Raw genomic sequence first — 26,479 nt, 5'->3', positions numbered from 1 at the left:
GCGCATGCCCGGTTCCGGCCACTCCTGCTATAACCTTGGATCGAGTCCGAGGACCGCACTTTCTGCGAGACCGCAATGCCCCGCCACATCCGTTCTGCCTGGTTGAAAACGCTGGCCACCCTCGCCGCCCTGCTGCTCGCGGCCGGCTTGCTGGGCCTGGCAGTCGGACATGTGTGGATGTGCATCGCACTGGCCTCCATCGGTGCACTGGCGTGGCATTACTGGCGGCTGCGCCGGGTGCTGCGCGGCCTCACCGCGCGCCATCGCTGGGACATGGGTGACGGCACCGGTGTATGGAACGAGCTGGACCGCCTGCTCTACCGCAACCAGTGGGAAATGCGCACGCGCAAGCGTCGCCTGCTGGACATGCTGCGCAGCTATCGCGCTGCTGCGGCCGCGCTGCCGGATGCGGTGGTGGTGGTCGACCGCAACAGCCAGCGCGTGCAGTGGTTCAACGAAGCGGCGACCTCGCTGCTCGGTCTGCACCACCCGGGCGACCTGGGCGAAGCGCTGGTTGAACGCCTGCAGCCGATGCCGCTGGCGCACTGGCTGGCCGGGGGCCGCAATGCCGAACCGATCCTGGATGTTCCCTCCCCGGTCGATCCGGCGATCCGCCTCAACCTGCGCCTGATCCCCTACTCGCCCGATTACTGGCTGCTGATCGCACGCGACGTCAGCAAGCTGCTGCGACTGGAACAGGTCCGCCGCGACTTCGTCGCCAACGTCTCGCATGAACTGCGCACGCCGCTGACGGTAGTGCACGGTTACCTGGACATGATGGACCCGGAGGACTTCCCCGGCACCGGCCCGATGCTGGAGGAAATGCGCAAGCAATCCCAGCGCATGGCGCAGCTGGTCGAAGACCTGCTCACCCTGTCGCGGCTGGAATCGCAGGAACACACCGAAGCCGAAGCCGTGGCGATGACGCCGATGTTGGCCACGCTGCGTCGCGAGGCCGAAGCACACAGCCAGGGCCGTCACCAGATCAGCATCATCGATACCGCCGGTGTGGATCTGCAGGGCTCCAACAAGGAACTGCACAGCGCATTCTCCAACCTGGTCACCAACGCGGTGCGCTACACCCCGGCCGGTGGCCGCGTGGAAGTGGAGTTCGCGCGCGAAGGCGAAGGTGTGGTGCTGTCGGTACGCGATACCGGTTACGGCATCCCGGCCAACCATCTGCCGCGCCTGACCGAACGCTTCTACCGTGTCTCCAGCAGCCGCTCGCGCGAAAGCGGCGGCACCGGCCTGGGGCTGTCGATCGTCAAACACATTCTCGGCCTGCACCACGCCCGCCTGGAGATCCAGAGCGAGGTGGGTAAAGGCAGCACGTTCTCGTGCCATTTCGATGCCGACCAGGTGCGTGCGCGCAACGAGGTCGTCTCCCTTCCTTCTTCTGAAGACTTTTCCGCATGAGCACTCCTGTTCCCGTCGCCGTGCCTGTGGACGGCGATCCGCTGCGCGATCCGGCGCTGTACATCAACCGTGAGCTGTCGCAGCTGGATTTCAACTTCCGCGTGCTGGCCCAGGCCATGGACCCGCAGGTACCGCTGCTGGAGCGCCTGCGCTTCATGTGCATCTCCTGCACCAACCTGGACGAGTTCTTCGAGATCCGCGCGGCCGCGGTGCGCCATGCGCAGGAGTTCGGCCTGCCGCCAGCGCCGGACGGCATGACGCCGCAGGCGATCCTCAACGCCATCCATGACCGCGCCGCGCAGCTGGTGGACCAGCAGTACCGCTGCTGGAACGAGACCCTGCGCCCGGCACTGCATGAAGCCGGCATCGACGTGCTCGGCCGGCACTCCTGGAACCATCGCCAGAAGCGCTGGCTGCGGGCGTATTTCCGCAACGAGATCATGCCGGTGCTGTCCCCGCTCGGCCTGGATCCGTCGCACCCGTTCCCGAAGATCCTCAACAAGTCGTTGAACATCGTGGTCGTGCTCAAGGGCACCGACGCGTTCGGTCGCGCTGGGCATCTGGCGATCGTGCGTGCACCGCGTTCACTGCCGCGCATCATCCAGCTGCCGGAAAAACTCGGCGGCCCGCAGACCTTCGTGTTCCTGTCCTCGGTGTTGTCCACGTTCGTCGATGAGATGTTCCCGGGCATGGAAGTCCAGGGCGCGTATCAGTTCCGCGTGACCCGCAATTCCGAGCTGGTGGTGGACGAGGAAGAGGTCGAGAACCTGGCGCTGGCGCTGCGCGATGAGCTGGTTGACCGGGGCTACCGCCCGGCCGTGCGGCTGGAGATCGCGCAGGACTGCCCGCGCGACATCGTTCGCACCCTGCTGCAGAACTTCGGGCTGACCGAAAACGCGGTCTACCGCATCGACGGCCCGGTCAACCTCAACCGCGTGGTCCAGCTGTACGACGTGATCCAGCGGCCGGACCTGAAGTACCCCTCGCTGAGCCCGCGCGTGCTGCGCGACAGCGATGGCATCTTCGAGATCGTCGCGCGCCGGGATGTGCTCCTGCACCACCCCTTCGATGCGTTCACTGCCGTGCTGGACGTGATCAAGCAGGCGGCCGTCGACCCGAACGTGCTGGCGATCAAGCAGACGCTGTACCGCACCGGCAAGGATTCGCTGATCGTCGATGCGCTGATCCAAGCCGCACGCAACGGCAAGGACGTGACCGTCGTGGTCGAGCTGCGCGCGCGCTTCGATGAAGAAGCCAACCTCGGCCTGGCCGACCGCCTGCAGGAAGCCGGCGTGCAGGTCGTCTACGGGGTGGTCGGTTTCAAGACCCACGCCAAGATGCTGCTGATCGTGCGCCGCGAAGGCCGCAAGCTGCGCCGCTACGTGCACCTGGGCACCGGCAACTATCACAGCGGTACCGCGCGGGCCTACACCGACCTGAGCCTGATCACCGCCGATCCGGACATCGGCAACGATGTGCACCTGCTGTTCCAGCAGCTGTCCGGGCTGGCCCCGCGGATGAAGCTCAAGCGCCTGCTGCAGTCGCCCTTCACCCTGCACCCGGGTCTGCTGCAGCGCATCGAGCGCGAAACACGCCTGGCCGCCAGTGGCCGTCCGGGGCGGATCATCGCCAAGATGAACGCCCTCAACGAACCCCAGATGATCCGGGCCCTGTACGCGGCCTCGCAGGCGGGCGTGCAGATCGACCTGATCGTGCGCGGCGCCTGCACGCTGCGCCCCGGCGTCCCCGGTGTCTCGGACACCATCCGGGTGCGCTCGATCGTCGGCCGCTTCCTGGAACACAGCCGGGTCTACTGGTTCGGCAACGATGGGGCCTCGGAGCTGTTCTGCGCCAGCGCGGACTGGCTGGAGCGCAACCTGCTGCGCCGGGTCGAGACCTGTTTCCCCATCCTGGACCCGGAACTGGCACGCAAGGTCTACCGCGACGTGCTGCAGAACTACCTGGACGACAACCTCAACGCCTGGGAGCTGCAGGCCGACGGCAGCTACATCAAGTGCACGCCCGGCCACGACGAGCCGCCGCACGCGGCGCAGATGGCCCTGCTGCAGGGTCTGTAGGTACCGACCGTTGGTCGGTACGCGCTGATTGCCTGCCCCTTCGATGCGACCGGTCGTCGCAGCCTGCCCATGTGAAGGGCGCGCGGTGACTTCGCGACCCACCGTTCGGCTAACATTCGCAAATGCCGCATACCTCCACGACTCCGCCCGCTTTGCAGGATGGCGACCTGCTCGCCGCCATCGACCTGGGATCCAACAGTTTCCACATGGTCATCGCGCGATACACCCTCGGGCAGTTGCGGGTGGTCGACCGCCTGCGCGAGACCGTGCGCATGGCCGATGGCCTGGATGGCAAAGGCGGCCTGTCCGCCGAGGCCCGTCAGCGCGCGTTGGAATGCCTGGCCCGGTTCGGCCAGCGCATCCGTGCGATCCCCTCGGTACGCGTCCGCGCGCTGGCCACCAACACGGTGCGCCAGCTGCGCTCGCCGCAGGCCTTCCTGATGCCGGCCGAAACCGCGCTCGGGCATGCGATCGAAGTGGTCAGCGGCCGCGAAGAGGCGCGTCTGATCTACCTCGGCGTGGCCCATGCGCAGCCGCCCAAGGCGGACCAGCGCCGGCTGGTGATCGATATCGGCGGTGGCTCCACGGAATTCATCATCGGCCAGGGCATGCAGACCCTGGAGCGCGAAAGCCTGCAGGCCGGCTGCATCGCCAGCACGCGCCGCTTCTTCCCGGGCGGCAAGCTGAGCAAGAAGCGCTGGAAGGACGCCTTGACCGAAATCGGCGCGGAGTTCCAGCAGTTCGCCAACAAGTACCGCGCACTGGGCTGGCACGAAGCACTGGGGTCCTCCGGCACGCACAAGGCGATCAGCGAAATCTGCGCCACCATGAAACTGAGCAAGGGCGCGATCACCGCCGAGGCATTGCCGCAGCTGCGCGATGAGCTGCTCAAGGCCAAGCGCATCGAAGACATCGATCTGCCGGGCCTCTCCGCGGATCGTCGCCCGATCATCGCCGGTGGCATCCTGGTACTCGAAGCCGCCTTCCAGGCACTCGGGCTGCAGAAGCTGCTGGTCAGCAAGGCCGCGATGCGCGAGGGCATTCTCTACGACATCCTCGGCCGCGCCAGCGAGAACGACCTGCGCGACGAATCGGTCGCGGCACTGACCCAGCGTTACGGCATCGATACCGTCCAGGCTGATCGCGTGGAAAGCACGGCCATGAACCTGCTCGCCCAGGTCGAAGAAAGCTGGCAGCTGGATCCGGACGATGCCCGCATGCTCGGCTGGTCCGCGCGGCTGCACGAGCTCGGCCTGATGATCGCGCACAGCGGTTACCACGTGCATGGCAGCTACGTGCTGGAGAACTCGGACATCGCCGGTTTCTCGCGGCAGGAACAGCAGCTGCTGGCCGCGCTGGTGCGCAGCCATCGCCGCAACATTTCCAAGTCCGCCTTCGATGCACTGCCCGAACGTCTCCTGCAGCCGGCACGGCGCATGACCGCGCTGCTGCGCCTGGCGGTCCTGCTCAACCGCGCGCACGAAGACACACCGATGCCCGCACTGGAACTGACCGCCGATGACGCGCGCTTGTCGCTGATCCTGCCGCAGGCGTACATCGATGCGCGTCCGCTGCTGCGCGCGGACCTGATCGGCGAAACCGAGGGCATGGCCGGGCTGGGGGTGCAGTTCCGCCCCTTCGTTGCCTGACGCTTTTTGCCTGCTTCGTAGCGTGCATCTGCAGCAATTTTCAGGCTGACTTCGCAGAACGCCGAACCCGTGAATTATTTGTGAGAACACCCTCACATCTCCCTCATGGAACCTTAACCAATCGATCTACTCTCGGGACACCGGCCTTCACACGGCTGGATTTTTGAGGAAGGCGGTACTTGGTCCGCCGACCTCTTGGACGTCGTTCCGATAAGAGAGAGAGTCGATCATGTCTTCATCCACCACCCCGTTGGGGCAGGCGATCCGCCTTGCCCTGGTGGCCGGCACCGCTGGCCTGGCTTCCACCGCCGTCCTCGCCCAGGACGCCACCCCGACCACCCTGGACCGCATCGAGATCACCGGATCGCGCATCCGCCAGGTCGATGTCGAATCCGCCCAGCCGGTGCTCGCGATCAGCCGCGCCGACATCGAGCGCCAGGGATTCAGCTCGGTCGCCGACATCCTGCAGAACCTGACCGCGGTGGGCAGCCCGTCCATCAGCCGCTCCAACGTACTGGCCGCTGGCGAGAACGCCGGTGGCACCTACATCGACATGCGCAACCTCGGCGCGCAGCGCACCCTGGTGCTGATCAACGGCAAGCGCCTGGGCATCAACACCGGCGGCTACCAGGACATCTCCAGCGTGCCGGTCTCGGCGATCGAACGCATGGAGGTGCTGAAGGACGGTGCCTCGGCGATCTATGGTTCGGACGCCATGGCCGGCGTGATCAACATCATCACCCGCAGCAACGTCAATGGCGTCACTGCCAACGTCTACCAAGGCCAGTACAGCCAGGGCGATGGCGCGCGTAACAGCGTCGACGTGGTGGCCGGCTGGTCCAACGACCGCGCCTCGCTGACCTTCTCGGCCGAGCACACCGAAGAGAAGGGGGTGTGGGCACGCGATCGCTGGTTCAGCCAATTCCCGAACACCACGCGCCACCCCGGCGACGACTGGACCCAGGTCAGTCAGTGGGGTCAGATCAACGGCCTGAAGGGCCCGGGCTGCACCGCCGCGGCAGGCTGCAACTACTCGCTGGATCGCGGTACCGACCCGACCAACCCGGCCAACTATCATCTCAGCGACCTGACCCCGTTCACCGGCGATGTCAGCAACGCACCGGAGCAGATGCACCTGATCTCGCCCCTCAAGCGCGATTCGCTGTTCCTCGATGGGCGCGTGGACCTGACCGATGACATCCGCCTGACCACGCAGCTGGGCTACAACAAGCGCACGTCCACCCGCCAGGTGGCCGGCTATCCGCTGCAGTCCGCCACCGCCGGCATCGGGCCGATGTCGGCCGACAGCTGGTTCAACCCGTTCGGCAACCACCACGGCCATGGGAACCCCACCGACATCGCCTGGAACCGTCGCGCCTGGGAGGTCCCGCGGGTCAGCACCAGCGAGCTGACCACCTGGCGCGCCGTGGCCACGCTGGAAGGCAGCTTCGAGGTGGGCGAGCGCTACTTCGATTGGGAAGTGGGCTATCAATACAACCGCAGCGAACTGCTGCAGACCTCCACCGGCAACCTCAACAAGGAACGCGTCAAGAACGCGGTCGGCCCGTCGTACTACAACGAGGCTACCGGCAAGGTGGAATGCGGCGTTCCTGGCGCGCCGATTGCCGGCTGCATGCCGTGGAATCCGCTGGTGCCCTACGGCAGCAACGACCCCAATGGCCTGACCGGCAACCAGGCGCTGATCGACTACCTGTTCCCGCCGGAAATCTCCCGTGGCAAGACCACCACCCGCAATGCGTTCGCCAGCATCGCCGGCACGGTGATGACGCTGCCGGCCGGTGATCTGGGCTTCGCCTTCGGCGTGGAAACCCGCAAGGAGGCCGGTGAGTTCATCCCCGATCCGCTGGCCCAGAGCGGTGCCACCACCAATCTGGCCGCCGGTCCGACCGGGGGCGGCTACAAGGTCAATGAGGCCTACCTCGAGCTCAGCGTGCCGATCCTGGCCGACCTGCCCGGCGCGCGTGAGCTGAGCCTGAGCGCGGCCACCCGCCACTCGGACTACAACACCCTGGGCACCACCCTCAACAGCAAGTTCGGCTTCAAGTGGAAACCGATCGAGCAGCTGCTGGTGCGTGGCACGTGGGCGCAGGGCTTCCGTGCCCCCACCATCTCCGATCTGTACGGCGGCGGCTCGGAAACCTTCACCACCGGCTACCGTGACCCCTGCGACACCGTTTACGGTGCCTCGGCCAGCAGTGCCGAGGTCCGCGCACGGTGCGCCGCCGACATCGCCAATGCGGACAGCTACCGCCAGCTGCGCCAGGGCGGCGTGCCGATCACCAGCAGCAGCGCCCAGACCCCGGTGCCGTTCACCAACGGCTCCAACCCGGATCTGCAGCCGGAAACCTCAACGAGCCGTACCCTGGGTCTGGTCTGGAGCCCTGGCTTCGTGCCCAACCTCAACGTGGCGCTGGACTGGTGGAAGATCCGCATCGACAACACCATCGTCAACGATCATCCCAACGACCTGCTGCGCGACTGCTATGAGCAGGGCATCGCGTCGCGCTGCAGTGGCTTCACGCGCGATCCGGTGACCGGCATCGTCGACACGCTGAAGTACGGCAAGCGCAACTCCGGCTTCCTGGAAACCGAAGGCTACGACCTGGAGCTCAGCCACCATCTGGATACCGCTTACGGCAAGCTGACCACGGGCTGGACGACCACCTATGTCAGCTCGTATCTGTCGCGTACGACCAACGACACCGACGTCGTGCCCACCCCAAGCAACGGCATCGGCAGCGGCTTCCGCGTGCGCTCCAACCTGACCCTGGGCTGGGACGTGGGAAACTTCGGGGTGAGCTGGACCGCGCGCTATTACGCCGGGGTCAAGGAACGCTGCATCAACGCGACGACCCGTCCGGACGAATGTTCCGACCCGAGCGTGCAGGCGCCGTGGTACGCCGGCTCGCGTGACTACAACCAGCGTGGCTCGGTCACCTTCCACGACCTGCAGTTCCGTTACACCCTGCCGTGGGATGCGACCGTCTCGGTCGGTGCCAACAACGTGTTCGAGAAGTACGGCCCCATCATGTACAGCCAGCCGAACTCCAACTTCTCCTACTACGGCGGCTACGATATCGGGCGTTTCATGTACATGAAATATCAGCAGCGCTTCTGATCGCCGCCGGGTAACAACGCTTGATCGCCACGGCCCTTCGGGGCCGTGGCTTTTTACTGCCGGTGCGTGCGTCATCCCAACGTCATACGGCGGTCATGTCGGCTACATCGCCCGGCCCCAGCATGCGTGGCATACCGGAGGCCCGCCATGCGCTATGCCATCGTCACCGAAACCTACCCCCCTGAAGTCAACGGCGTTGCCCTGACCGTACAGGGCCTGGAACTGGGGCTGCGTGCCGCCGGCCATCAGGTCGATCTGGTCCGGCCCCGGCAACCCTCCGATATCGAGGCGGTGGACGGCACGGTGCTGGTCACCGGCGCCAACCTGCCGCGCTACCCCGGCCTGCGCTTCGGCCTGCCCGCACCCTCCCGCTTGAGCCGCCAGTGGCAGCAGCAGCGGCCGGACGCGATCTACATCGCCACCGAAGGGCCGCTGGGCTGGTCGGCACTGCGCACCGCGCGGCGCCTCGGGATTCCGGTCGCCACCGGCTTCCATACCCGCTTCGATGAGTACCTGCCCGACTACGGCGTGGCCTGGCTGCAGGCCGCCGCGCTGCGCTGGATGCGCCGCTTCCACAACCAGGCCGATGCCACCCTGGTGCCGACCCAGGAGCTGCAGCAGTTCCTCGGCGAGCAGGGCTTTGATCGCGTGCGCCTGCTGGCGCGCGCCGTGGACAGCAGTCAGTTCGAGCCCGAGCGCCGTGACCCGGCGCTGCGCGAGGAGTGGGGCATCGATGGCAACGGCTTCGCCGCGATCTACGTCGGCCGCATCGCCCCGGAAAAGAACCTCGGGCTGGCGGTCAAAGCGTTCCGCCGCCTGCAGCAGGTGCGGCCGAAGGCGCGGTTCGTGTTCGTCGGCGATGGCCCGTCACGCGCCAAGCTGGCCCACGACAATCCGGACTTCATCTTCTGCGGCGTGCAGCGCGGGGATGCGCTGGCGCGGCACTTCGCCAGCGGCGATCTGTTCCTGTTCCCCAGCCGCAGCGAGACCTTCGGCAACGTCACCCTTGAAGCCATGGCCAGCGGTCTGGCCACGGTCGCCTTCGATTACGGCGCCGCCCGGGAATACCTGCGCACCGATGAGAGCGGCATCGCCGTGAATGACGACAGCGAGTTTGTGACCGCCGCCGTGCAGTTGGCCGGCGACGACGCCCTGCGCCACCGGCTCGGCCGCACTGCCGCCACCGCGATGAAGCGGCTGCATCCGCAGCACGTGGTCGCCGAGTTCGATGCGCTGCTGGCTGAACTGGCCCAGGCCCGGAGGCCGCATGCCGACCACGCCGCTTGATGCCCTGCGCGGGCGCGAAACCCGCTGGTGCCGCCGCGCCAACCACTACTGTCGGCACCGCCGGATCCGCCATGCCTTCGCGGTGATCAGCCGCCTGGGCGATGGCGCGTTCTGGTACGCGCTGATGGGCGCGCTGGTGCTGCTGGACGGCCTGGATGGCCTGCGTGCTTCGTTGCACATGGCCGCCACCGGCTTGATGGCACTGCTGCTGTACAAGGGCCTCAAGCGCTGGACGCGCCGCCCGCGGCCATTTGCCGCCGACCTGCGCATCCGCGCCTGGGTGGCGCCGCTGGACGAGTTCAGTTTCCCGTCCGGGCACACCCTGCACGCGGTGTCCTTCACGATCGTGGCACTGGCCTACTACCCGTGGCTGGCCCCGTTGCTGGTGCCCTTCACCGTGCTGATCGGCCTGTCGCGGGTGGTGCTGGGCCTGCACTACCCCAGCGATGTGCTGGCCGCGACCGGCATCGCCGCACTGCTGGCCGCCGCCAGCCTGCAATGGCTGCCGTTGTAGCCAGGATCGCCGCGCCCCCTTTCGACTCGACAAGGGCAGTTCACCTGTCGCGCTGCCTCGCCCCGTGATCCCGTTTTACAATGGGTCCATGACCACGCTGTTCATCTCCGATCTGCACCTGGACCCGAGTCGTCCAGCCATCACCGACCTGTTCCTGGCCTTCCTGCGCGATGAAGCGATGCAGGCCGAGGCCCTGTACATCCTGGGCGATCTGTTCGAAGCCTGGATCGGCGATGACACGCCCTCCCCGGCCGCCGATGCGGTGGCCGTCGCGCTGCATGCCGTGGCCGATGCCGGCGTGCCGGTGTACTTCATCCGCGGCAACCGCGATTTCCTGGTCGGCGAGGACTACGCGCGCCGCGCGGGATTCACGATCCTGCCCGACCCGAGCGTGATTGATCTGTATGGCCGCCCGGTGCTGCTGCAGCACGGCGACCTGCTGTGCACCGACGATATCGCCTACCAGCAGTTCCGCACGCAGACCCGCGACCCGGTGTTCCAGGCGCAGTTCCTGTCGCAGCCGCTGGCCGCGCGCATCGCCTTCGCACAGAAGGCGCGCGATGCCAGCCAGGCACGCCAGTCGGAAATGAAGCAGGGTGACCGTGCCCAGTTCGAGACCGTCACCGATGTCGCGCCGGCGGAAGTGGATGCCACCTTCGGCCGCTACGGCGTGGACACGATGATCCACGGCCACACCCACCGCCCGGCCATCCACGCGCTGCAGGCCGGTGGCCGCGACTGCACCCGCATCGTGCTGGGCGACTGGTACGAACAGGGCTCGGTGTTGCGCGTCACACCGGACGGCTGGACACTGGATTCGCTGGCGACCTGACGTCGGCAGCGGCCTGGCCTGCCGTGCTGTTCCGGCGCGGGGCTTCCGCGCTACCTTAGCCGGGCATCCTCGGGGAGCAGGGACGATATGGTGGTGGCAGCTACCCAACCGACGACGGCGCCGACGGTGTCCCTGCACATCGGTCTGTTCTTCGACGGCACCCGCAACAACGCTGACAACCTGCAGCGCGCCTCACGCCCGGCAGGCGCCACGACGCCCACACCGCGCCCACCGGCCGTGGTCGCCGATGATGCCTCCCCGTACCAGAGCCGCTTGACCAGCAGCTACAGCAACGGCCTGACCAATATCGCGCGGCTGCATGCGCTGTATCCGGACCATCGGCAGATGCCGCCCGCAGGCAACACGCTCGCACTGTCGCTCTATATCGAGGGCGTGGGCACGCGCACCGGTGAAGACGACGACCTGTTGGGGCTGGCGTTCGGCATCGGTCGCACCGGTGTCCGCGCGAAGCGACGCCGGGCGCTGGAGCAGCTGCTGCCCGACGCGCTGCGCCAGCTCGCCCGTGCGCACCCTGGCCGCGTACTCGGCAGCGTGCGGATGGATCTGTTCGGCTATTCGCGTGGCGCGGCCAGCGCGCGCGACGCGGTGAACGTGCTCAACGCACCCGGTGCCGCCGCGTGGCTGCGCGAGCAACTGGTGCGCTCGGGCTGGTCATTGGCGCCGGGATTTCCAGACGCGGTGCGGCCGGTGCGCTTCGTCGGCCTGCTCGATACCGTGGTGGCGATCGGCCGCCAGCATGGCGATGAGATGCCGGTGGTCGCCCTGCCCGCCGGCTGCGCGGACAAGGTAGTGCAGCTGGTCGCGCGCGATGAGCACCGCGAGCATTTCGCGCTGACCAGCGTGGCGCCCGAACATGAAGAGATCGCGTTGCCAGGCGTGCACGCCAACATCGGCGGCGGCTACGACCAGCGCATCGAAGGACCCAAGCTGCTGAGCCGGCCGGAGGGACAGCTGCTGCGTGGCACCGGACTGGCCGCAGGCGATGTACCGCCGCTGGCGCTGCTGCGCGCGAGCACGGTCTACCGCGCCGCACAGGCGACGTGTCGGCGCTGGCAGCGCGCACTGGGGCTGGGGGATGACGCGATCTGGGTGGATGTCTGGCACCACTGGCAGCAGCAGCGGGTCGCCGGCAGCCGCAGCGTCCTGCCGCAATTCACCCTGCGGGCGTACGCGGCGGTGGTGCTGCGCCGCGAGATCGATGCGCGTTACCAGTTCATCGCGCTGCGGCTGCTGCACCAGCGTGCGGCCGCGGCAGGTGTCGCCTGGACAACCTCACCGGACGCGTTGCCCGCACTCGCACTGCCCGCGGCACTGCAGCCCATCGCGGCCCGGTTGCTGGCCGGCCATCCGCTGGATGCCGCGCAGGAACGCACGCTTCGCCAGCATTACCTGATGCAGTCCGCGCACTGGAACTTCGATGCCCTGGGCGACACTGCGCTGCTCTATGCCGCCGATGAAGGCACGCGGGAACTGCCGTATCGGCCGGGGCCAGGGCTGTTCTACGTCAACCGGCCGACCGAAAACGGTCAGCGCGTGGTGCTGGCCAACACCTGACCGCGCAGTTCGGTCTGTTCGATCAGCTCGGCCAGTTCTTCTTCGTCGAAGCCGGCGAGCAGCCTGGCTTCCAGGTTGAACGGGCCATACAGGAAGCCGCCGGCGTACTCGCGCAGCAATGCCATGAACCGCGGGCGTGGCTCGACGTTCTCGCGCGTGCAGTACCAGCGGTACCATCGCGAACCAGCGGCCACATGCGCCACCTCTTCGCGCAGGATGATCTCCAGCACATCGGCGGTGGCATGGTCGCCTCCGGCGCGCAGCTTCACGATCATGCCCGGGGTGACATCCAGCCCGCGCGCTTCCAGCACACGCGGCACCAGCGCCATGCGCGCGAGCCCGTCATGCGCGGTCTTCTCGCACATTTCCCACAGGCCGTTGTGCGCGTCGAAATCGCCGTAGGCATAGCCGTTGGCCTGCAGCCGATCGTGCAGCAGCATGAAGTGGCGCGATTCGTCATCGGCCACGCTGACCCAGTCGGCATGGAAGGAGCCCGGCAGGCCGCGGAAACGGTAGACCGCATCCCAGGCCAGGTCGATCGCATTGAGTTCGATATGCGCGATGGCGTGCACGAACGCCGCGCGCCCTTCCACGCTGCCCAGGCCACGACGCGGCAGATCGCGCGGGTGGACGAGTGTGGGCCGGGCCGGGCGGCCCGGCATCCGGATCGGCTCCGGCGCCGGCGCATCGGCCGGTGCCTTCAGGCGACCGGCACGGAACTGCACGGCGTAGTGCTGGGTCAACGCGACCTTGCGCAACGGATCCGGCTCGGCCAGGCACTGCTGCGCGGCCTGCAGCAGATCGCCGGCCGCGCTGTCCAACACGTCACTCATGCCCTGCCCTCAGGCGCGACGCTTGTGCTTGGCATCGTCCGAACGCAGCTGCTGGATGCGCTCGAAATAGCCCGGCTCGATCCCGGTCGGGTAGACGCCGTTGAAGCACGAGGAATCGAACGACTTCAGCTCCGGGTTGCCTTCGCTCACCGCCGCTTCCATGTCCTCGATGTCCTGGTAGATCAGCCAGTCGCAGCCCAGGTGCTTCTCGATTTCTTCGATGCTGCGGTTGTGCGCGACCAGTTCTTCGGCGGCCGGCATGTCGATGCCGTAGATGTTGGGGTAACGCACCGGCGGCGCGGCGCTGGCCAGGTAGACCTTGCGGGCACCGGCGTCGCGCGCCATCTGCACGATCTGCTGGCTGGTGGTGCCGCGCACGATCGAATCATCGACCAGCAGCACCACGCGGTTGCGGAACTCCAGGTGGATCGGGTTGAGCTTGCGGCGCACCGACTTCACCCGCTCACCCTGGCCCGGCATGATGAAGGTGCGGCCGATGTAGCGGTTCTTGATGAAGCCTTCGCGGTACTTCACCCCGAGCGTGTTGGAGATCTCCAGCGCGGCATCGCGCGAGGTATCCGGGATCGGGATGATGGTGTCGATGTCGTGATCCGGGCGCAGGCGCAGGATCTTCTCGCCCAGCTTGATGCCCATGCGCATGCGCGCCTTGTGCACCGAGACGTTGTCGATCATCGAATCCGGGCGGGCGAAGTACACGTATTCGAAGATGCACGGGCTGTGCTCGACCGGTTCGGCGCAGACTTCGGAGAACAGCTCGCCACGCGCGGTGATGACCAGCGCTTCGCCCGGGCGCACATCGCGCACGCGCTGGAAGCCGAGCACGTCCAGTGCGGCCGATTCGGAGGCCACGATGTATTCGTCGCCTTCGGCGTGGGCACGCTTGCCGAGCACCAGCGGGCGGATGCCGTGCGGATCACGGAAGGCCACCAGGCCCAGGCCCAGCACCACGCTGATCACCGCATAGCCACCCTTGACGCGGCGGTGCACGGCGGCCACGGCGCGGATCGCCGCTTCCGGGGTCAGCTGGCGCTGTGCGTCCAGTTCGAACGCGAACACGTTCAACAGCACTTCGCTGTCCGAGTCGGTGTTGACGTTGCGGCGGTCCTGCTCGAACACCTGCTGGCGCAGGGCTTCGGTATTGATCAGGTTGCCGTTGTGGGCCAGCGCGATGCCGTACGGCGAGTTCACGTAGAACGGCTGCGCCTCGTCCATGCCTTCCGAACCGGCGGTGGGATAGCGCACGTGCGCGATGCCGACGCGGCCTTCCAGCGTGGACATCCGCTTGGCATCGAACACATCGCGCACCAGGCCATTGGCCTTCTGCACGCGCAGGCGGGTGCCGTCGGCGGTGGCGATGCCGGCCGCGTCCTGGCCACGATGCTGGAGGACGGTCAGGCCGTCATACAACTGCCCGGCGACGTTCTGGTTGCCGACGATTCCGACGATGCCACACATGGTGCGAATTCTCCGCTGGGCTGCGCCCATCTACAGTGAAGGTGGCCGTGCCTGGCCGGAGGTACCGTTCCGTGCCGGAGCGGTGTCGTCCGGACGCGGGTGCGCCGGCTCGATATTGACTGGCAGTGTGGAAGCCGGCCCGCGCGCCGCAGCGTCGGCAGGTGCCGTCTCCCTCCCCTCGTCAACGGGACGCGGCCATCCGCGCCCTGCCACTACTTCGCCAAGGACGCCATTATCGCCTGTCGCGAGCGGCTTGCCCAAATCCATCGTCGGCAGTTGCGGCAGATTCACCTCCGGCAACGCCATCTCGGGCAGCTGCGCCTGCATCCAGCGCACCCCGGGTTGCAGCAGCGGCCGCACCTGCGAGGTCTGCCAGGCCGGCTCCTGCGGCAGCGGCGTGAAGGCGGCCAGCATCAGCAGCACGCAGCCCAGGAAGGCGCCGCGGACCAGGCCCAATGCACCGCCCAGCAGGCGGTCGGCACCGGTCAGGCAGGTCACCTTCACGGCCGCCTTGATCAGCATGCCGATCAGGCCGACGGCGATCATGACGATCAGGAACACCCCCAGGTAGCCGGCAACGTAATGGCCGGTGCCCGGTTCCAGCGGCGCCGCCCACCAATGGGCTGCGTCATTGCCGAACAGGAACGCGGCCCAGCCGGCCAGCAGCCAGGACAGCGTGCTGACCACGATGCCGACGAAGCCGCGCATCAGGCCAAGCAGGACGGAGGCCCCGATCAGGACCAGCAGGACGATGTCGATCATGCCGGCAGGCCGCGCGGTAGGCGCCGTCCAGCGGGTGCGGGGCGGCGCAGCTCAGGCATCAGGGGTGCGGGCGGACCATGCCGGCCACGCCGACCTTGGCGGCCACTTGGGCCTTGAGGTTCTCGGCATCGGCGCGGTTGGCGACCGGCCCGACGCGGACCCGGTTGAGGGTGCCCTTGTCGGTACGGACCTGCTCCACGAAGGCGCTGAAGCCGGCGGCGCGGACTTTGTCGCGCAGCGCGTTGGCCTCGGCCGCCTGGCCGAAGGCACCGAGCTGCACGGCGAAACCGACGCTGCTGGCGGCCGGGGCCGCCGGAGCAGCCGGTGCCGCGACGGCAGTCTCGGGCTTGGGCGCCGGGGCCGGCTTGGGCTCGGGCTTGGGCGCGGCCGGCTTCGGTTCCGGCTTGGCGGCCGCGACCGGCTCGGCCGGCAGGGATTCGGTTTTCACGGTATTGCCCGCCGGCGCAGCGGCAGCACTGGAGGCGGCCGGAGCCGCCGACGGGGCCGGTGCAGGGCCGGCCGGCGTGGCGGCAACCGCGGTATCGGCGCGGGCATCCAGGGTGATGACCTCGGCCTTGACGTCATTGCGCACCTTCACCGCCTGCAGGCGGCCGGCTTCGGCCAGCGCGCGATCGGCGTAGGGACCGACGCGCACGCGCCAGGCCTGGCGACCGTTGATCGTGGCCGGCTCGCGGAAGCCGGCGAGCTGGGCGCTCTTCAACGAAGCGATGACGCGGTCGGCATCGGCTTCGGTGGCATAGGCACCGAAGCTGACGGCGTAGTTGCCGGCGGCGACGGCCGGCGAGGTGTCTGCCGGCGCCGGATCGGCGGCGAGCGCAGCGCTGTCGGCCAGCGGCTGGGTCGTGGATGCCCCGCTCTGCAGGCCGGTGGCGCCACCGGTGGGGGCGACCAGCGGCAGCTCGCGGGTTTCGAACTGGCCATCCGACGGCGCGGCCGGTGCACTGATCGGCACGTTGGCGACACCACTGTCAGGTGCGGGACCCTTGACCAGCATGGGCAGGAAAATCACGGCCAACGCCACCAGGACGATGGCACCAATCAGTCGCTGTTTCAGAGGAGTATCCACGTGAAGGCAGGCAGGCGGCGCGGCGGAATGCCACGGCGATTATACGGGTGCGCGCGTGTGCGGCGGCTGATGCGGCTGAACGGCGCTGCAAAGCCCCCTCAGGCGCCGGGTTCGAGGGTCTGCAGCGCCTGCGCGGCGGTGTGGAAGGAGCCGAACACCAGCACGCGATCGCCGGCCTTGGCCTGCGCCACGGCATGCTGCAGGGCGTCCAACACGGTGGCGTGCGGTGTCGCGCCGGCCGCAGCCGTACCGGCCAGGCGTGCCCGCAGTTCCTCGGCGCTCTGCGCACGTGCCCCCTCCAGCCCGGCCAGGTGCCACTGCTGGACCTGATCGGCCAAGGCCTCGACCACCCCGGCGGCATCCTTGTCCTGCAGGGCGGCAAACACCGCGATTGTGTCGCCGGTGACGCGACTGGCCTTCAGCGCAGTGGCCAGTTCGCGCGCGGCCTGCGGGTTGTGACCGACATCGACCAGCACCTCCACGCCGTCACGATCAAAGGCCTGCAGGCGGCCACGGATACGCGCGGCGGCAACGCCTTCGATGAAGGCGGTGCGCGGCAGCGGGCGATCCAGCGCACGCAGCGCGGCGATCGCCGTCGCGGCATTGGCGCGCTGGATGGGCCCGCGCAGCGTCGGGTGCGGCAGTTCGATACGGAAGCCGACATCGCGCCAGCGCCAGCGCTCGCCATCGATGGCATCGGCGAAGAAATCGCTGCCACCACGGATGGCGTTGGCACCCACCAGATAGGCACGCGCGAGCACACTCGAGGGCGGATCGATTTCGCCGAGGATGACCGGCTTCCAGCCACGGATGATGCCGGCCTTCTCGGTCCCGATCGCTTCGCGGTCCTCGCCCAGCCAGTCGCTGTGGTCGATGTCGACGGTGGTGATCACCGCCACGTCGCCATCGACGATGTTGACCGCATCCAGACGGCCGCCAAGGCCGACCTCAAGCACGGCCAGATCCAGGCCCGCCTGCGCAAACAGCTGCAGGGCGGCCAACGTGCCGTATTCGAAGTAGGTCAGCGTGGTGTCGCCACGCGCGTCTTCGATCGCGTTGAAGGCCGCCATCAGGGCGTCATCGGTAGCGTCCTGGCCATCGATGCGCACGCGCTCGTTGTAGCGCAGCAGGTGCGGCGAGGTGTACGCACCGACCTTCCAGCCGGCAGCGCGCGCGATGGCCTCGATGAAGGCCACGGTGGAGCCTTTGCCGTTGGTGCCACCGACCACGATGCTGCGCTCGGCCGGCGCGCCCAGCCCCATCGCCTGCGCCACGGTACGCACCCGGTCCAGCCCCATGTCGATGGTGGCGGGGTGCTGCTGCTCGATGTAGCTGAGCCAATCGGAGAGGGTCTGCGGGCGGGCGGTGGTGGTCATGGTCGTTGGATCGGAATCGTTGGGGCGGACGGCAGGATGGGACGCAGTGCGTTACAGCGCGCGGTGCTTGGCTTCGCCGAAGAACGGCGTGTGGTGCGCGCAGTCGTTGAGGCGGACGACTTCAAGCTGATCGAGGTCGGGGCCTTCGAGCAGGTTCAGCGTGGTCGGTGCCTGGCGGAAGGTCCACAGGCGCGAGATCGGCAGGCCGAGGATGCGGCACAGGATCACGCGGTTGACGGCGTCATGGGCGACCACCAGCAGGGTGTCGTGCTCGCCCAGGCCTTCAGCGGCACGGGCCAGGCCACGCCAGCTGCGTTCGAGCACCAGGCGCAGCGATTCGCCGCCGGGCATCAGGACGGTATCGGGCTCTTCGCGCCAGGCGCGCAGGCGGGAGGGATCCTTGTCGTGGATTTCGCTGGCCAGCAGGCCTTCCCATTCGCCGTGGGCGATTTCCTGCAGGTCCGGCTCGGTCTGCAGCATCGGGGCACGGTCTGCACCCAGGGCGAGCTGGGCGGTGAGCTGGGCACGCGAGAGCGGTGAGGCAACGGCGCGGGTGATGTCGACGGACTTCAGACGTTCCCCCAGTGCCTTGGCCTGGGCTTCGCCGATCGGCGACAACGGGATATCGATCTGGCCTTGGTAGCGGCCTTCGGCATTCCACGGCGTTTCGCCGTGACGGGCAAGCAGGATGCGCATGCGGACAAGGGGTCCTTGGGGGAGGAGGTTCCGGCGCTTCGTTCACATCCTGTGAAAGCACGCGGAACAGGGATGATACCCGGTCGCGGCTGTGAAGCTGTGCGGCTGTTTGGTGCACGTGATCTGCTTGCTCGGCGGCTTGGTGGCGGATGGCTCGTAAAGCATGGCGCCTGACGGCCCCGCGCAGGCTGAGGCCGGGTAGCCTCTGGCAGGACACGCCGTGAACCCATCCCTGGGGGCTCGTACGACGGCATCCATGCCGTCGAACGGTCCTGCCAGAGGCTACCCGGCCTCAGCCACCAAAGTTTCCATCGCTGACGCGGACACAAAGGCAACGACAGTGCCGCTGCTTTTCCCGTCCGCACACCGGCATCTGTCCAGAGCGCGTCGGGCAGGGCTCCTTCAGGGAAAAACAAGACGCCTCGCGTTGGAGGTATAGCGGACCATAAAAAAACCCCGCAGATGTCGCTGCGGGGTTCTGGAAACCGACGGGGCGGCTTACTTGCTGAGGTTCAGTTCTTTCAGCAGCTGCGGCGCCGGCGCCACTTCCTGCATGATCCACTGCATGTAACGGCTGTCGACCGCGATCATGCGGGTCATCACCGGATCGAACACCCAGTTCGAACTCACCGACTCCCAGTTGCCATCGAAGGCCAGGCCGACCAGCTTGCCGTTGGCGTCCAGCACCGGCGAACCGGAGTTGCCGCCGGTGATGTCCAGGTTGGACAGGAAGTTCACCGGCACCGAGCCGATGCGCTTGTCTTCCAGGCCGCCGTAACGCTTGGCCTTGACCGCATCGAGCAGCGCCTTCGGTGAATCAAACGGATCTTCGCCGGTTTCCTTGGCCGCCACGCCTTCCAGGGTGGTGAACGGGGTGTAGTTCACGCCATCCTTGCCGTAGCCCATGACGTTGCCGAAGGTGATGCGCAGCGACAGGTTGGCGTCCGGATAGACGAACTCGCCCTTGCTCTTCTTGTAGTCGGCCACGGCCTGCAGATACAGCGGGCGCGACACCAGCGACTCGCCTTCGCGGGTCTTCTTCTGCTCTTCCTGCTTGAGCAGCGCCGGCATCACCGCCACCGCGTACTGGATGGCCGGATCGGTGCTGGCCTCGAACGCCGCACGGTCGGCCTTGAACCACGTCAGGCGCTCATCCAGGCTGCCCAGCTTGGTGCCCGAGAGCTTGCCAACCAGAGCCTGCACGGCGGCCGCATCGCTGCCTGCCAGCCACTGGTTGAGCACCTCGTTGGTGCGCTGCGCGGCCGGCAGGGCCACGTACTGGCTCAGCCAGTAGGTCTGCAGCTGCTGGTCCATGCGCGGCACGTAACGGCGGTCCATCTGCTTCAGGCCGCCTTCGATGGAGGGAAGATCGCGTTCCTGATAGCCGACTTCACGCTCGGCATCGGCCTTGCTGCGCTCGATCGAGAGGCGGTACAGGGTGATCGCCGAGCCCACGGCCGAGGTGCTGTTGAACTGGCTGACGAACAGGTCGCGCTCACGCGTGGCCTTGCTGGTATCCAGGTGCTGGATCAGCTGCGCATGTGCCGCCAGGGCCGGCTTGCCGGCGGCGCCACGCTTCTTCAACCAGGCCAGCACGGCGGCTTCTTCGGCCTGCTTCTGGCCGGCCGCGTCGATGCGCTTGAAGCCTTCCAGCTGACCGGCGTAGTTCTTGGCCACGTTGTTCATGCTGGCCGCGGTGGCCGCGTACTTCACCTTGACGTCCGGGTCGGCCTTGCCAGCCTCGTCGATCATCTTCAGCACCGCGTTGTAGTGGCGCGCGATGGTCGGGTAGGTCCAGCTGGCGGTTTCATTGAACTCGCCGGCCAGCGCGTAGCGGTTGGTGCGGCCCGGGTAGCCGGCCACCATCACGAAGTCGTCGGCACCCAGCGGCTGGTCGGCGAACTTCAGGAAGTGCTTGGGCTGGTAGGGCACGTTGTCGGCCGAGAAGGCGGCCGGCTTGCCGTCCTTGCCCACGTAGGCGCGGTAGAACGAGAAATCGCCGGTGTGGCGCGGCCACATCCAGTTGTCGATGTCGCCACCGAACTTGCCGACGCTGCCCGGAGGCGCGTAAACCAGGCGCACGTCCTTGATTTCCATGTTGCGGAACAGACGGTAGGTGTTGCCGCCGGAGAAGCTGTACAGGCGGCAGCGGAAGCCGGCATCGGCTTCACACGCAGCGGTCTGGGCCTTGTCGAAGGCATCCAGCGCGCGGGTACGGGCCAGCGGGTTCTTGCCGGCGGCGGCGATCGCGGCCTTGGCCTGGTCGGTCACGTCGGTGATCTGGTCCAGCACGAACACGCGGGCGTTGGGGCCGGCACTCAGCTCATCCTTCAGGGTCGGCGCGTTGAAGCCGTCCTTGATCAGGTTCTTTTCGGCCGTCGAATTCAGCTGGATCGCACCGTAGGCACAGTGGTGGTTGGTGACCACCAGGCCCTGCGGAGAGACGAAGCTGGCGGTGCAGCCACCCAGCGCCACCACCGCGCCCATCGGGTCGCCGGTCAGGTTGGAGATCTGCTCCGGGGACAGCTTCAGGCCGGCCTGCTTGAGCGGGCCGGCGATTTCCGGCAGCTGCTGCGGCACCCACATGCCTTCTGCGGCATGGGCGACCTGGACCAGCCCAAGGCTGGCGACGACGGAGAAAGCGAGCAGGTTCGAGCGCATAGAGCAGCCCCTGGTGAAAGAACCGCCGATTCTAGCCCAGCCGCTGCGCCGTCCCGAAGCCCGGTAGAGCCGACCCATGGTCGGCTGGCCGCACGCAGTGCGGCAATGAGGGGCATGGCCACCTCCCAGCCCACCCGCGCTGCAACATGGGAAAACCGCCAGCGGCTCTATAATCCGCGTTTTCCCCCAGACGAGTTCCACCCCGATGGCGCAGCAAACAATGAAGGCCCTGGTCAAACGCGAAGCCGCCAAGGGCATCTGGCTGGAAGAAGTTCCGGTCCCCACACCCGGCCCGAACCAGGTCCTGATCAAGCTGGAAAAGACCGCCATCTGCGGTACCGACCTGCACATCTACCTGTGGGACGAATGGAGCCAGCGCACGATCAAGCCCGGCCTGACCATCGGCCACGAATTCGTCGGCCGCATCGCCGAGATCGGCCCGGGCGTGACCGGCTATGAAATCGGCCAGCGCGTCTCGGCCGAAGGCCATATCGTCTGCGGCCATTGCCGCAATTGCCGCGGTGGCCGCCAGCACCTGTGCCCGAACACCGTGGGCATCGGCGTCAACGTCAACGGCGCCTTCGCCGAATACATGGTGATGCCGGCCAGCAACCTGTGGCCGATCCCGGATCAGATCCCCTCCGAGCTGGCCGCCTTCTTCGATCCGTACGGCAACGCCGCGCACTGCGCGCTGGAGTTCAACGTGATCGGCGAGGACGTGCTGATCACCGGTGCCGGCCCGATCGGCATCATCGCCGCCGGCATCTGCAAGCACATCGGTGCGCGCAACGTGGTGGTCACCGACGTCAATGATTTCCGCCTGAAGCTGGCCGCCGACATGGGCGCCACCCGCGTGGTGAACGTGTCCAACACCTCGCTCAAGGACGTGATGAAGGAACTGCACATGGAGGGCTTCGACGTGGGCCTGGAAATGAGCGGCAATCCGCGCGCGTTCAACGACATGCTCGACTGCATGTACCACGGCGGCAAGATCGCCATGCTCGGCATCATGCCCAAGGGCGCCGGCTGCGACTGGGACAAGATCATCTTCAAGGGCCTGACCGTGCAGGGCATCTACGGCCGCAAGATGTACGAGACCTGGTACAAGATGACCCAGCTGGTGTTGTCCGGTTTCCCGCTCGGCAAGGTGATGACCCACCAGTTGCCGATCGATGATTTCCAGAAGGGCTTTGACCTGATGGAACAGGGCAAGGCCGGCAAGGTCGTGCTGAGCTGGAACTGAGGCATCGCGCCGTTGGCGCGCCGGTCGGTGTCACGACCAACGGTCGTGACCTACCAGGCAGGTACCGACCGTTGGTCGGTACGGGCCTCGGCGGTGGCATGGCCCCGGTAGGTACCGACCGTTGGTCGGTACGGGCCTCGGCAAACGAAAAAGGCGCCTTGCGGCGCCTTTTTCATGTCCATCGCAGCGTCAGGTCATTTGCCCACGGCTACGGTGAACACCACGCGGTTGTCCGCCAGCTTGCCGTTGTTGTCGCGACCAGCGCCGTCGGTACCGTGGTACCCCAGGCCCAGGTTGAACAGGCCGAACTGGCGGCTCACGCCGACGTTGAAGTCGGTGTAGTCCTTGCCGAAATCGGTCTCGAGCGAGGTACGGCCCACGTTCGCGCTCAGGGTGAAATCATTGGGCAGGCCCCACTCGCCGCCCACCGCGTAATACCAGCTCTTGGTATCGGACCCGGACAGGTCGTCGGTGTAGGCCACCGTCAGCTTGTACTGCTCGGCGAAGGTGGTGGTGGTGATCAGCTCGTTGTAGTTCAGCTCGCTGGCGCCCGGATAGGTGTAGCGGTTGAGCAGCACGTCGAAATTGACGCCGTCGGTGACATCCACCCCGTAGCCGATCAGGTAGTCGATCTCCGTGCTCGGGTCGCCCGGCCCGAAGTCCACGCCCGAGCCCCACACGCCCGCATACAGGCCGACCGGGGAGGTATAGGTGAAGCCGGCCTGCAGGGTCGGATCCTCATCGGTCTGGGACACACCACGGAACACGTAGTCCGATACGGCGGTGACGTTCCAGCTGAACGGCGATTCGGCCTCGTCCTGGGCGCTGGCGGCAAACGGGGCAAGCAGGGCGGCGCAGAGCACAGCGGCGGCGGTACAGCGCGTGGCGTGGTTCATGCGGGGTCTCTCCAGACGTGGGGTGGGCAGTGCAGCGGGGTTTACGGTTTTTTAACCTGATTGATATTGCGATGCAACAATCACGTGTGCAACCGTTTCGCCCACCGCCGGCCTGGCCAGACCCCGCCTGCGCCCCCGGGCCCGGCGCCGACAGGTAAAATCCCGGGTTTCCCGTGCCGAAGACTGCCTGCCATGACCGACGCCACCACCGCCTCGCTGACCCAGCACTACGTTGAAGAACTGGAAGCGATCCTCGCCCAGGGCCTGTTCAAGTCCGAACGCATCATCACCAGCCCGCAGTCGGCCGAGATCACCTTGGACGACGGACGTACGGTGCTGAACTTCTGCGCCAACAACTACCTGGGCCTGGCCGACCACCCCGACCTGATCCAGGCCGCCAAGGATGCGCTGGATACCCACGGCTTCGGCATGGCCTCGGTGCGCTTCATCTGCGGCACCCAGGACCTGCACAAGCAGCTGGAAAAGCAGATCGCCGATTTCTTCGGCAAGCAGGACACCATCCTGTACGCGGCCTGCTTCGACGCCAACGGTGGGCTGTTCGAGCCGCTGCTGGGCGAGCACGACGCGATCATTTCCGATGCGCTCAACCATGCCTCGATCATCGATGGCGTGCGCCTGTGCAAGGCCAAGCGTTTCCGCTACGCCAACTGCGACATGGCCGATCTGGAAGCCCAGCTGCAGGCCGCCGATGCGGCCGGCTGCAAGACCAAGCTGATCACCACCGACGGCGTGTTCTCGATGGACGGCTTCATCGCCCCGCTGGATGAGATCACCGCGCTGGCGAAGAAGTACAACGCACTGGTCCACATCGACGAATGCCATGCCACCGGCTTCCTCGGCGCCACGGGCCGCGGCTCGGCCGAGGTCAAGGGCGTGCTGGAGAAGATCGACATCATCACCGGCACCCTGGGCAAGGCCATGGGCGGCGCACTGGGCGGTTTCACCTGCGCCAGCGCCGAAGTGATCGAACTGCTGCGCCAGCGCTCGCGCCCGTACCTGTTCTCCAACTCGCTGCCGCCGCACGTGGTCGCCGCCGGCATCAAGGCCTTCGAGATGCTGGCCGCCGCCGATGACCTGCGCGATACCCTGGCCCAGAACACCGCCTACTTCCGCGAGAAGATGACCGCGGCGGGCTTCGATGTGAAGCCGGGCGTGCATCCGATCAGCCCGGTGATGCTGTACGACGCGCCGCTGGCGCAGAAGTTCGCCGAGCGCCTGCTCGAGGAAGGCATCTATGCGATCGGCTTCTTCTTCCCGGTGGTGCCCAAGGGCCAGGCCCGCATCCGCACCCAGATCAGCGCCGCGCACACGCGTGCGCACCTGGACCGTGCCATCGATGCCTTCACCCGGATCGGCGTCGAGCTGGGCGTGATCAAGGCCTGAGGGCCCCAGCCGCCCCACGGTCAGCACGGCCGTCGCACCCGCGCGTCACGGAGGTAGAGCCGACCGTTGGTCGGCTGCCTCTCGTCGCAGGTCATGACATCCGATACGGGGGGCACGTCTTGCGTGCCTCAGCCGACCAACGGTCGGCTCTACCGTCGGTGGCGGTGTGGATAGCGGATGCGGGGGCACGTCTTGCGTGCCCCAGCCGACCAACGGTCGGCTCTACCGTCGGTGCGACGCGCGCGGCGGGGTTACTTCTTCTTTTTCTTCTTGTCCTTGGCCTCTTCCTTGCTGGCCACCACCACCGGTGCCGCAACCGGACCATCCTGGCCATTGCCCTTGGCCACCCGGATACCGTTGGCCTTCATCCAGGCATCGAACTCATCGGCGCTCATGCGCTTGTCGCCATCGCTCATCAGGAAGCGGTAGCTGCCGCGGCCATCCAGTTCGGGGATCCTGATCTCCACCACCTTGTCGGTCACCGGCGGATCCTGTTTGGCGATCTGCTTGTGGCCGCCACAGGCGGTCAGCAGCGCGGCCGGCAACAGCAGGCAGGCGCCGCGGAACAGGGAACGGTTGAGGGTACTGACGTGCATGGTCTTACTCCCGGTGTTGAACGGAACGTCCCTTCGAAGGCCATCCATTGCCCGGGTCGATTGGCCTGCCACATGCCGGCAGGCCACAAGGTCACGGTGTGGCCGCGGCGCTGTCGGCCACGGCATGAAGCAGATCCAGATCGTGTTGGCTGAGCTCGCGCCAGGCGCCCTTGCCCAGCTCGCCCAGCGGCAGCTGGCCGATCGCCACGCGCACCAGGCGCAGCACGTTGATGTCGAATGCGGCGAGCAGGCGGCGGATATGCCGGTTGCGGCCTTCCTCCAGCACCACTTCCAGCCAGGCGGTCTTGTCGCCGCTGCGCAGCAGCGTGGCGCGCCGCGCCCGCAGCAGCTCGCCTTCGTCCTCGATCCCCGCGCACAACGCCTGCAGCTGCGCCGCATCGGGGATGGCATCGATCTGGACGTGATAGGTCTTGTCCGGGCCGGTGGCCGGATCGGTCAGGCGCGCGGCCCATTGCGGATCATTGCTGAAGAGCAGCAGCCCTTCGCTGGCCTTGTCCAGGCGCCCGACCGGCGCGATCCACGGCAGGCCGGCAGCATCGAAGCAGCGGTAAACGGTATCGCGACCGCGCTCGTCCTGCGCGGTGGTGACCAGGCCACGCGGCTTGTTGAGCATCAGGTGCACGCGCTTGGGCGCATCCAGCGGCTGACCATCCACGCGCACGTGATGGCGCCCGTCGATGATCGGAAATTCGGGGTTGTTGATGACACGGCCGTCGACCGTCACCCGGCCATCGGCGATCCAGCGTGCGGCTTCGGTGCGCGAGCACAGCCCGGCTTTGGACAGCACGCGCGCCAGACCATGCCGCGGTGCGCCCGCGGGGGGGCTGGAGGCGGCGTTGCGGGTGCCTGTTGCGGGGCTCGCACGCCGCTCGGGGCGGCGTGGTCGGGACGCGTTCGCGGCGGGTGGCCGGCGTGTCGTCATCGTGCTCCGCTCAGGC

Annotated in this window: 20 protein-coding genes; 10 read left to right on the top strand and 10 right to left on the bottom strand. The window is 67.2% G+C overall.

Annotated elements, in window-relative coordinates; all coding sequences use genetic code 11:
- Window positions 1-75 precede the first annotated feature (75 nt).
- The 8 genes from phoR (at window position 76) to ABE422_RS14985 (ending at window position 12,490) form a co-directional block, all read left to right on the top strand.
- On the top strand, window positions 76-1,416 hold the full coding sequence (phoR, locus tag ABE422_RS15020; RefSeq protein ID WP_313209568.1) for a phosphate regulon sensor histidine kinase PhoR: 1,341 nt from the start codon (window positions 76-78) through the stop codon (window positions 1,414-1,416).
- A complete protein-coding gene (gene ppk1 / locus ABE422_RS15015) occupies window positions 1,413-3,494 on the top strand; it encodes a polyphosphate kinase 1 (RefSeq protein ID WP_313209570.1) in 2,082 nt (693 codons plus the stop codon). Before phoR ends, ppk1 begins: the two co-directional genes overlap by 4 nt.
- Window positions 3,495-3,616: 122 nt before the next feature.
- Window positions 3,617-5,143, top strand: coding sequence for an exopolyphosphatase (gene ppx, locus ABE422_RS15010; protein WP_313209572.1), 1,527 nt, complete (start codon window positions 3,617-3,619; stop codon window positions 5,141-5,143).
- A gap of 229 nt (window positions 5,144-5,372) precedes the next feature.
- Window positions 5,373-8,282 carry a TonB-dependent receptor gene (locus tag ABE422_RS15005; RefSeq protein WP_346483247.1) on the top strand — a complete coding sequence of 970 codons (2,910 nt, stop codon included), beginning with the start codon at window positions 5,373-5,375 and terminating at the stop codon, window positions 8,280-8,282.
- A gap of 147 nt (window positions 8,283-8,429) precedes the next feature.
- A complete protein-coding gene (locus ABE422_RS15000; protein WP_313209577.1) occupies window positions 8,430-9,569 on the top strand; it encodes a glycosyltransferase family 1 protein in 1,140 nt (379 codons plus the stop codon).
- A complete protein-coding gene (locus ABE422_RS14995) occupies window positions 9,550-10,083 on the top strand; it encodes a phosphatase PAP2 family protein (protein ID WP_313209580.1) in 534 nt (177 codons plus the stop codon). The genes ABE422_RS15000 and ABE422_RS14995 overlap by 20 nt, the downstream gene beginning before the upstream one ends.
- 88 nt (window positions 10,084-10,171) lie before the next feature.
- Complete coding sequence (gene lpxH, locus ABE422_RS14990; RefSeq protein WP_313217347.1) at window positions 10,172-10,915, top strand: UDP-2,3-diacylglucosamine diphosphatase; 744 nt, start codon at window positions 10,172-10,174, stop codon at window positions 10,913-10,915.
- Between the two features lie 87 nt (window positions 10,916-11,002).
- Window positions 11,003-12,490, top strand: a complete 1,488-nt coding sequence (locus tag ABE422_RS14985) for a DUF2235 domain-containing protein (protein WP_346483246.1) — start codon at window positions 11,003-11,005, stop codon at window positions 12,488-12,490.
- On the opposite strand, the gene ABE422_RS14980 is transcribed toward ABE422_RS14985, so the two are convergent.
- The 7 genes from ABE422_RS14980 to ABE422_RS14950 form a co-directional block, all read right to left on the bottom strand.
- A complete protein-coding gene (locus ABE422_RS14980) occupies window positions 12,463-13,323 on the bottom strand; it encodes a ferritin-like domain-containing protein (RefSeq protein ID WP_313217344.1) in 861 nt (286 codons plus the stop codon). The genes ABE422_RS14985 and ABE422_RS14980 overlap by 28 nt on opposite strands.
- Window positions 13,324-13,332: 9 nt before the next feature.
- Complete coding sequence (gene purF / locus ABE422_RS14975; protein WP_019185825.1) at window positions 13,333-14,799, bottom strand: amidophosphoribosyltransferase; 1,467 nt, start codon at window positions 14,797-14,799, stop codon at window positions 13,333-13,335.
- A gap of 30 nt (window positions 14,800-14,829) precedes the next feature.
- Complete coding sequence (locus ABE422_RS14970; RefSeq protein ID WP_346483245.1) at window positions 14,830-15,561, bottom strand: CvpA family protein; 732 nt, start codon at window positions 15,559-15,561, stop codon at window positions 14,830-14,832.
- Window positions 15,562-15,619: 58 nt separating this feature from the next.
- On the bottom strand, window positions 15,620-16,648 hold the full coding sequence (locus ABE422_RS14965) for an SPOR domain-containing protein (protein WP_346463648.1): 1,029 nt from the start codon (window positions 16,646-16,648) through the stop codon (window positions 15,620-15,622).
- A 98-nt stretch (window positions 16,649-16,746) separates the two neighbouring features.
- Entirely contained in the window at window positions 16,747-18,024 is a 1,278-nt protein-coding gene (gene folC / locus ABE422_RS14960) for a bifunctional tetrahydrofolate synthase/dihydrofolate synthase (RefSeq protein ID WP_346483244.1), read from the bottom strand.
- 51 nt (window positions 18,025-18,075) lie between these two features.
- A complete protein-coding gene (locus ABE422_RS14955) occupies window positions 18,076-18,720 on the bottom strand; it encodes a histidine phosphatase family protein (RefSeq protein WP_313209597.1) in 645 nt (214 codons plus the stop codon).
- A gap of 498 nt (window positions 18,721-19,218) precedes the next feature.
- Window positions 19,219-21,381 carry a S46 family peptidase gene (locus ABE422_RS14950; RefSeq protein WP_313209599.1) on the bottom strand — a complete coding sequence of 721 codons (2,163 nt, stop codon included), beginning with the start codon at window positions 21,379-21,381 and terminating at the stop codon, window positions 19,219-19,221.
- A gap of 220 nt (window positions 21,382-21,601) precedes the next feature.
- Here ABE422_RS14950 and tdh point away from each other — a divergent pair, with 220 nt between their 5' ends.
- Entirely contained in the window at window positions 21,602-22,624 is a 1,023-nt protein-coding gene (gene tdh / locus ABE422_RS14945) for an L-threonine 3-dehydrogenase (protein WP_123728470.1), read from the top strand.
- Between the two features lie 194 nt (window positions 22,625-22,818).
- Here tdh and ABE422_RS14940 read toward each other — a convergent pair whose 3' ends face one another.
- Window positions 22,819-23,520, bottom strand: coding sequence for a TorF family putative porin (locus tag ABE422_RS14940; protein ID WP_137190938.1), 702 nt, complete (start codon window positions 23,518-23,520; stop codon window positions 22,819-22,821).
- A gap of 192 nt (window positions 23,521-23,712) precedes the next feature.
- On the opposite strand from ABE422_RS14940, the gene kbl reads away from it, so the two are divergent.
- On the top strand, window positions 23,713-24,924 hold the full coding sequence (gene kbl, locus ABE422_RS14935) for a glycine C-acetyltransferase (RefSeq protein WP_346483243.1): 1,212 nt from the start codon (window positions 23,713-23,715) through the stop codon (window positions 24,922-24,924).
- A gap of 251 nt (window positions 24,925-25,175) precedes the next feature.
- On the opposite strand, the gene ABE422_RS14930 is transcribed toward kbl, so the two are convergent.
- Both ABE422_RS14930 and ABE422_RS14925 read right to left on the bottom strand, forming a co-directional pair.
- Complete coding sequence (locus ABE422_RS14930; protein ID WP_313209605.1) at window positions 25,176-25,520, bottom strand: hypothetical protein; 345 nt, start codon at window positions 25,518-25,520, stop codon at window positions 25,176-25,178.
- A 91-nt stretch (window positions 25,521-25,611) separates the two neighbouring features.
- Entirely contained in the window at window positions 25,612-26,463 is an 852-nt protein-coding gene (locus ABE422_RS14925) for a pseudouridine synthase (RefSeq protein WP_313209607.1), read from the bottom strand.
- Window positions 26,464-26,479: the final 16 nt, after the last annotated feature.

This window comes from Stenotrophomonas sp. TWI1151 (assembly GCF_039673135.1).
GTDB lineage: Bacteria > Pseudomonadota > Gammaproteobacteria > Xanthomonadales > Xanthomonadaceae > Stenotrophomonas.
This window is presented reverse-complemented; position numbering and strand designations above follow the sequence as displayed.

What these genes read in the sequence shown, in the direction of transcription:
- lpxH (WP_313217347.1), top strand. Translation starts at nt 10,172, where the DNA reads ATGACCACGCTGTTCATCTCCGATCTGCACCTGGACCCGAGTCGTCCA.
- ppx (WP_313209572.1), top strand. Translation starts at nt 3,617, where the DNA reads ATGCCGCATACCTCCACGACTCCGCCCGCTTTGCAGGATGGCGACCTG.
- ABE422_RS14980 (WP_313217344.1), bottom strand. Translation starts at nt 13,323, where the DNA reads ATGAGTGACGTGTTGGACAGCGCGGCCGGCGATCTGCTGCAGGCCGCG.
- ABE422_RS14955 (WP_313209597.1), bottom strand. Translation starts at nt 18,720, where the DNA reads ATGCGCATCCTGCTTGCCCGTCACGGCGAAACGCCGTGGAATGCCGAA.
- ABE422_RS14925 (WP_313209607.1), bottom strand. Translation starts at nt 26,463, where the DNA reads ATGACGACACGCCGGCCACCCGCCGCGAACGCGTCCCGACCACGCCGC.
- kbl (WP_346483243.1), top strand. Translation starts at nt 23,713, where the DNA reads ATGACCGACGCCACCACCGCCTCGCTGACCCAGCACTACGTTGAAGAA.
- tdh (WP_123728470.1), top strand. Translation starts at nt 21,602, where the DNA reads ATGAAGGCCCTGGTCAAACGCGAAGCCGCCAAGGGCATCTGGCTGGAA.
- ABE422_RS14970 (WP_346483245.1), bottom strand. Translation starts at nt 15,561, where the DNA reads ATGATCGACATCGTCCTGCTGGTCCTGATCGGGGCCTCCGTCCTGCTT.
- folC (WP_346483244.1), bottom strand. Translation starts at nt 18,024, where the DNA reads ATGACCACCACCGCCCGCCCGCAGACCCTCTCCGATTGGCTCAGCTAC.
- ABE422_RS14940 (WP_137190938.1), bottom strand. Translation starts at nt 23,520, where the DNA reads ATGAACCACGCCACGCGCTGTACCGCCGCCGCTGTGCTCTGCGCCGCC.
- ABE422_RS15000 (WP_313209577.1), top strand. Translation starts at nt 8,430, where the DNA reads ATGCGCTATGCCATCGTCACCGAAACCTACCCCCCTGAAGTCAACGGC.
- ABE422_RS14995 (WP_313209580.1), top strand. Translation starts at nt 9,550, where the DNA reads ATGCCGACCACGCCGCTTGATGCCCTGCGCGGGCGCGAAACCCGCTGG.
- ABE422_RS14930 (WP_313209605.1), bottom strand. Translation starts at nt 25,520, where the DNA reads ATGCACGTCAGTACCCTCAACCGTTCCCTGTTCCGCGGCGCCTGCCTG.
- ABE422_RS15005 (WP_346483247.1), top strand. Translation starts at nt 5,373, where the DNA reads ATGTCTTCATCCACCACCCCGTTGGGGCAGGCGATCCGCCTTGCCCTG.
- ppk1 (WP_313209570.1), top strand. Translation starts at nt 1,413, where the DNA reads ATGAGCACTCCTGTTCCCGTCGCCGTGCCTGTGGACGGCGATCCGCTG.
- purF (WP_019185825.1), bottom strand. Translation starts at nt 14,799, where the DNA reads ATGTGTGGCATCGTCGGAATCGTCGGCAACCAGAACGTCGCCGGGCAG.
- phoR (WP_313209568.1), top strand. Translation starts at nt 76, where the DNA reads ATGCCCCGCCACATCCGTTCTGCCTGGTTGAAAACGCTGGCCACCCTC.
- ABE422_RS14985 (WP_346483246.1), top strand. Translation starts at nt 11,003, where the DNA reads ATGGTGGTGGCAGCTACCCAACCGACGACGGCGCCGACGGTGTCCCTG.
- ABE422_RS14950 (WP_313209599.1), bottom strand. Translation starts at nt 21,381, where the DNA reads ATGCGCTCGAACCTGCTCGCTTTCTCCGTCGTCGCCAGCCTTGGGCTG.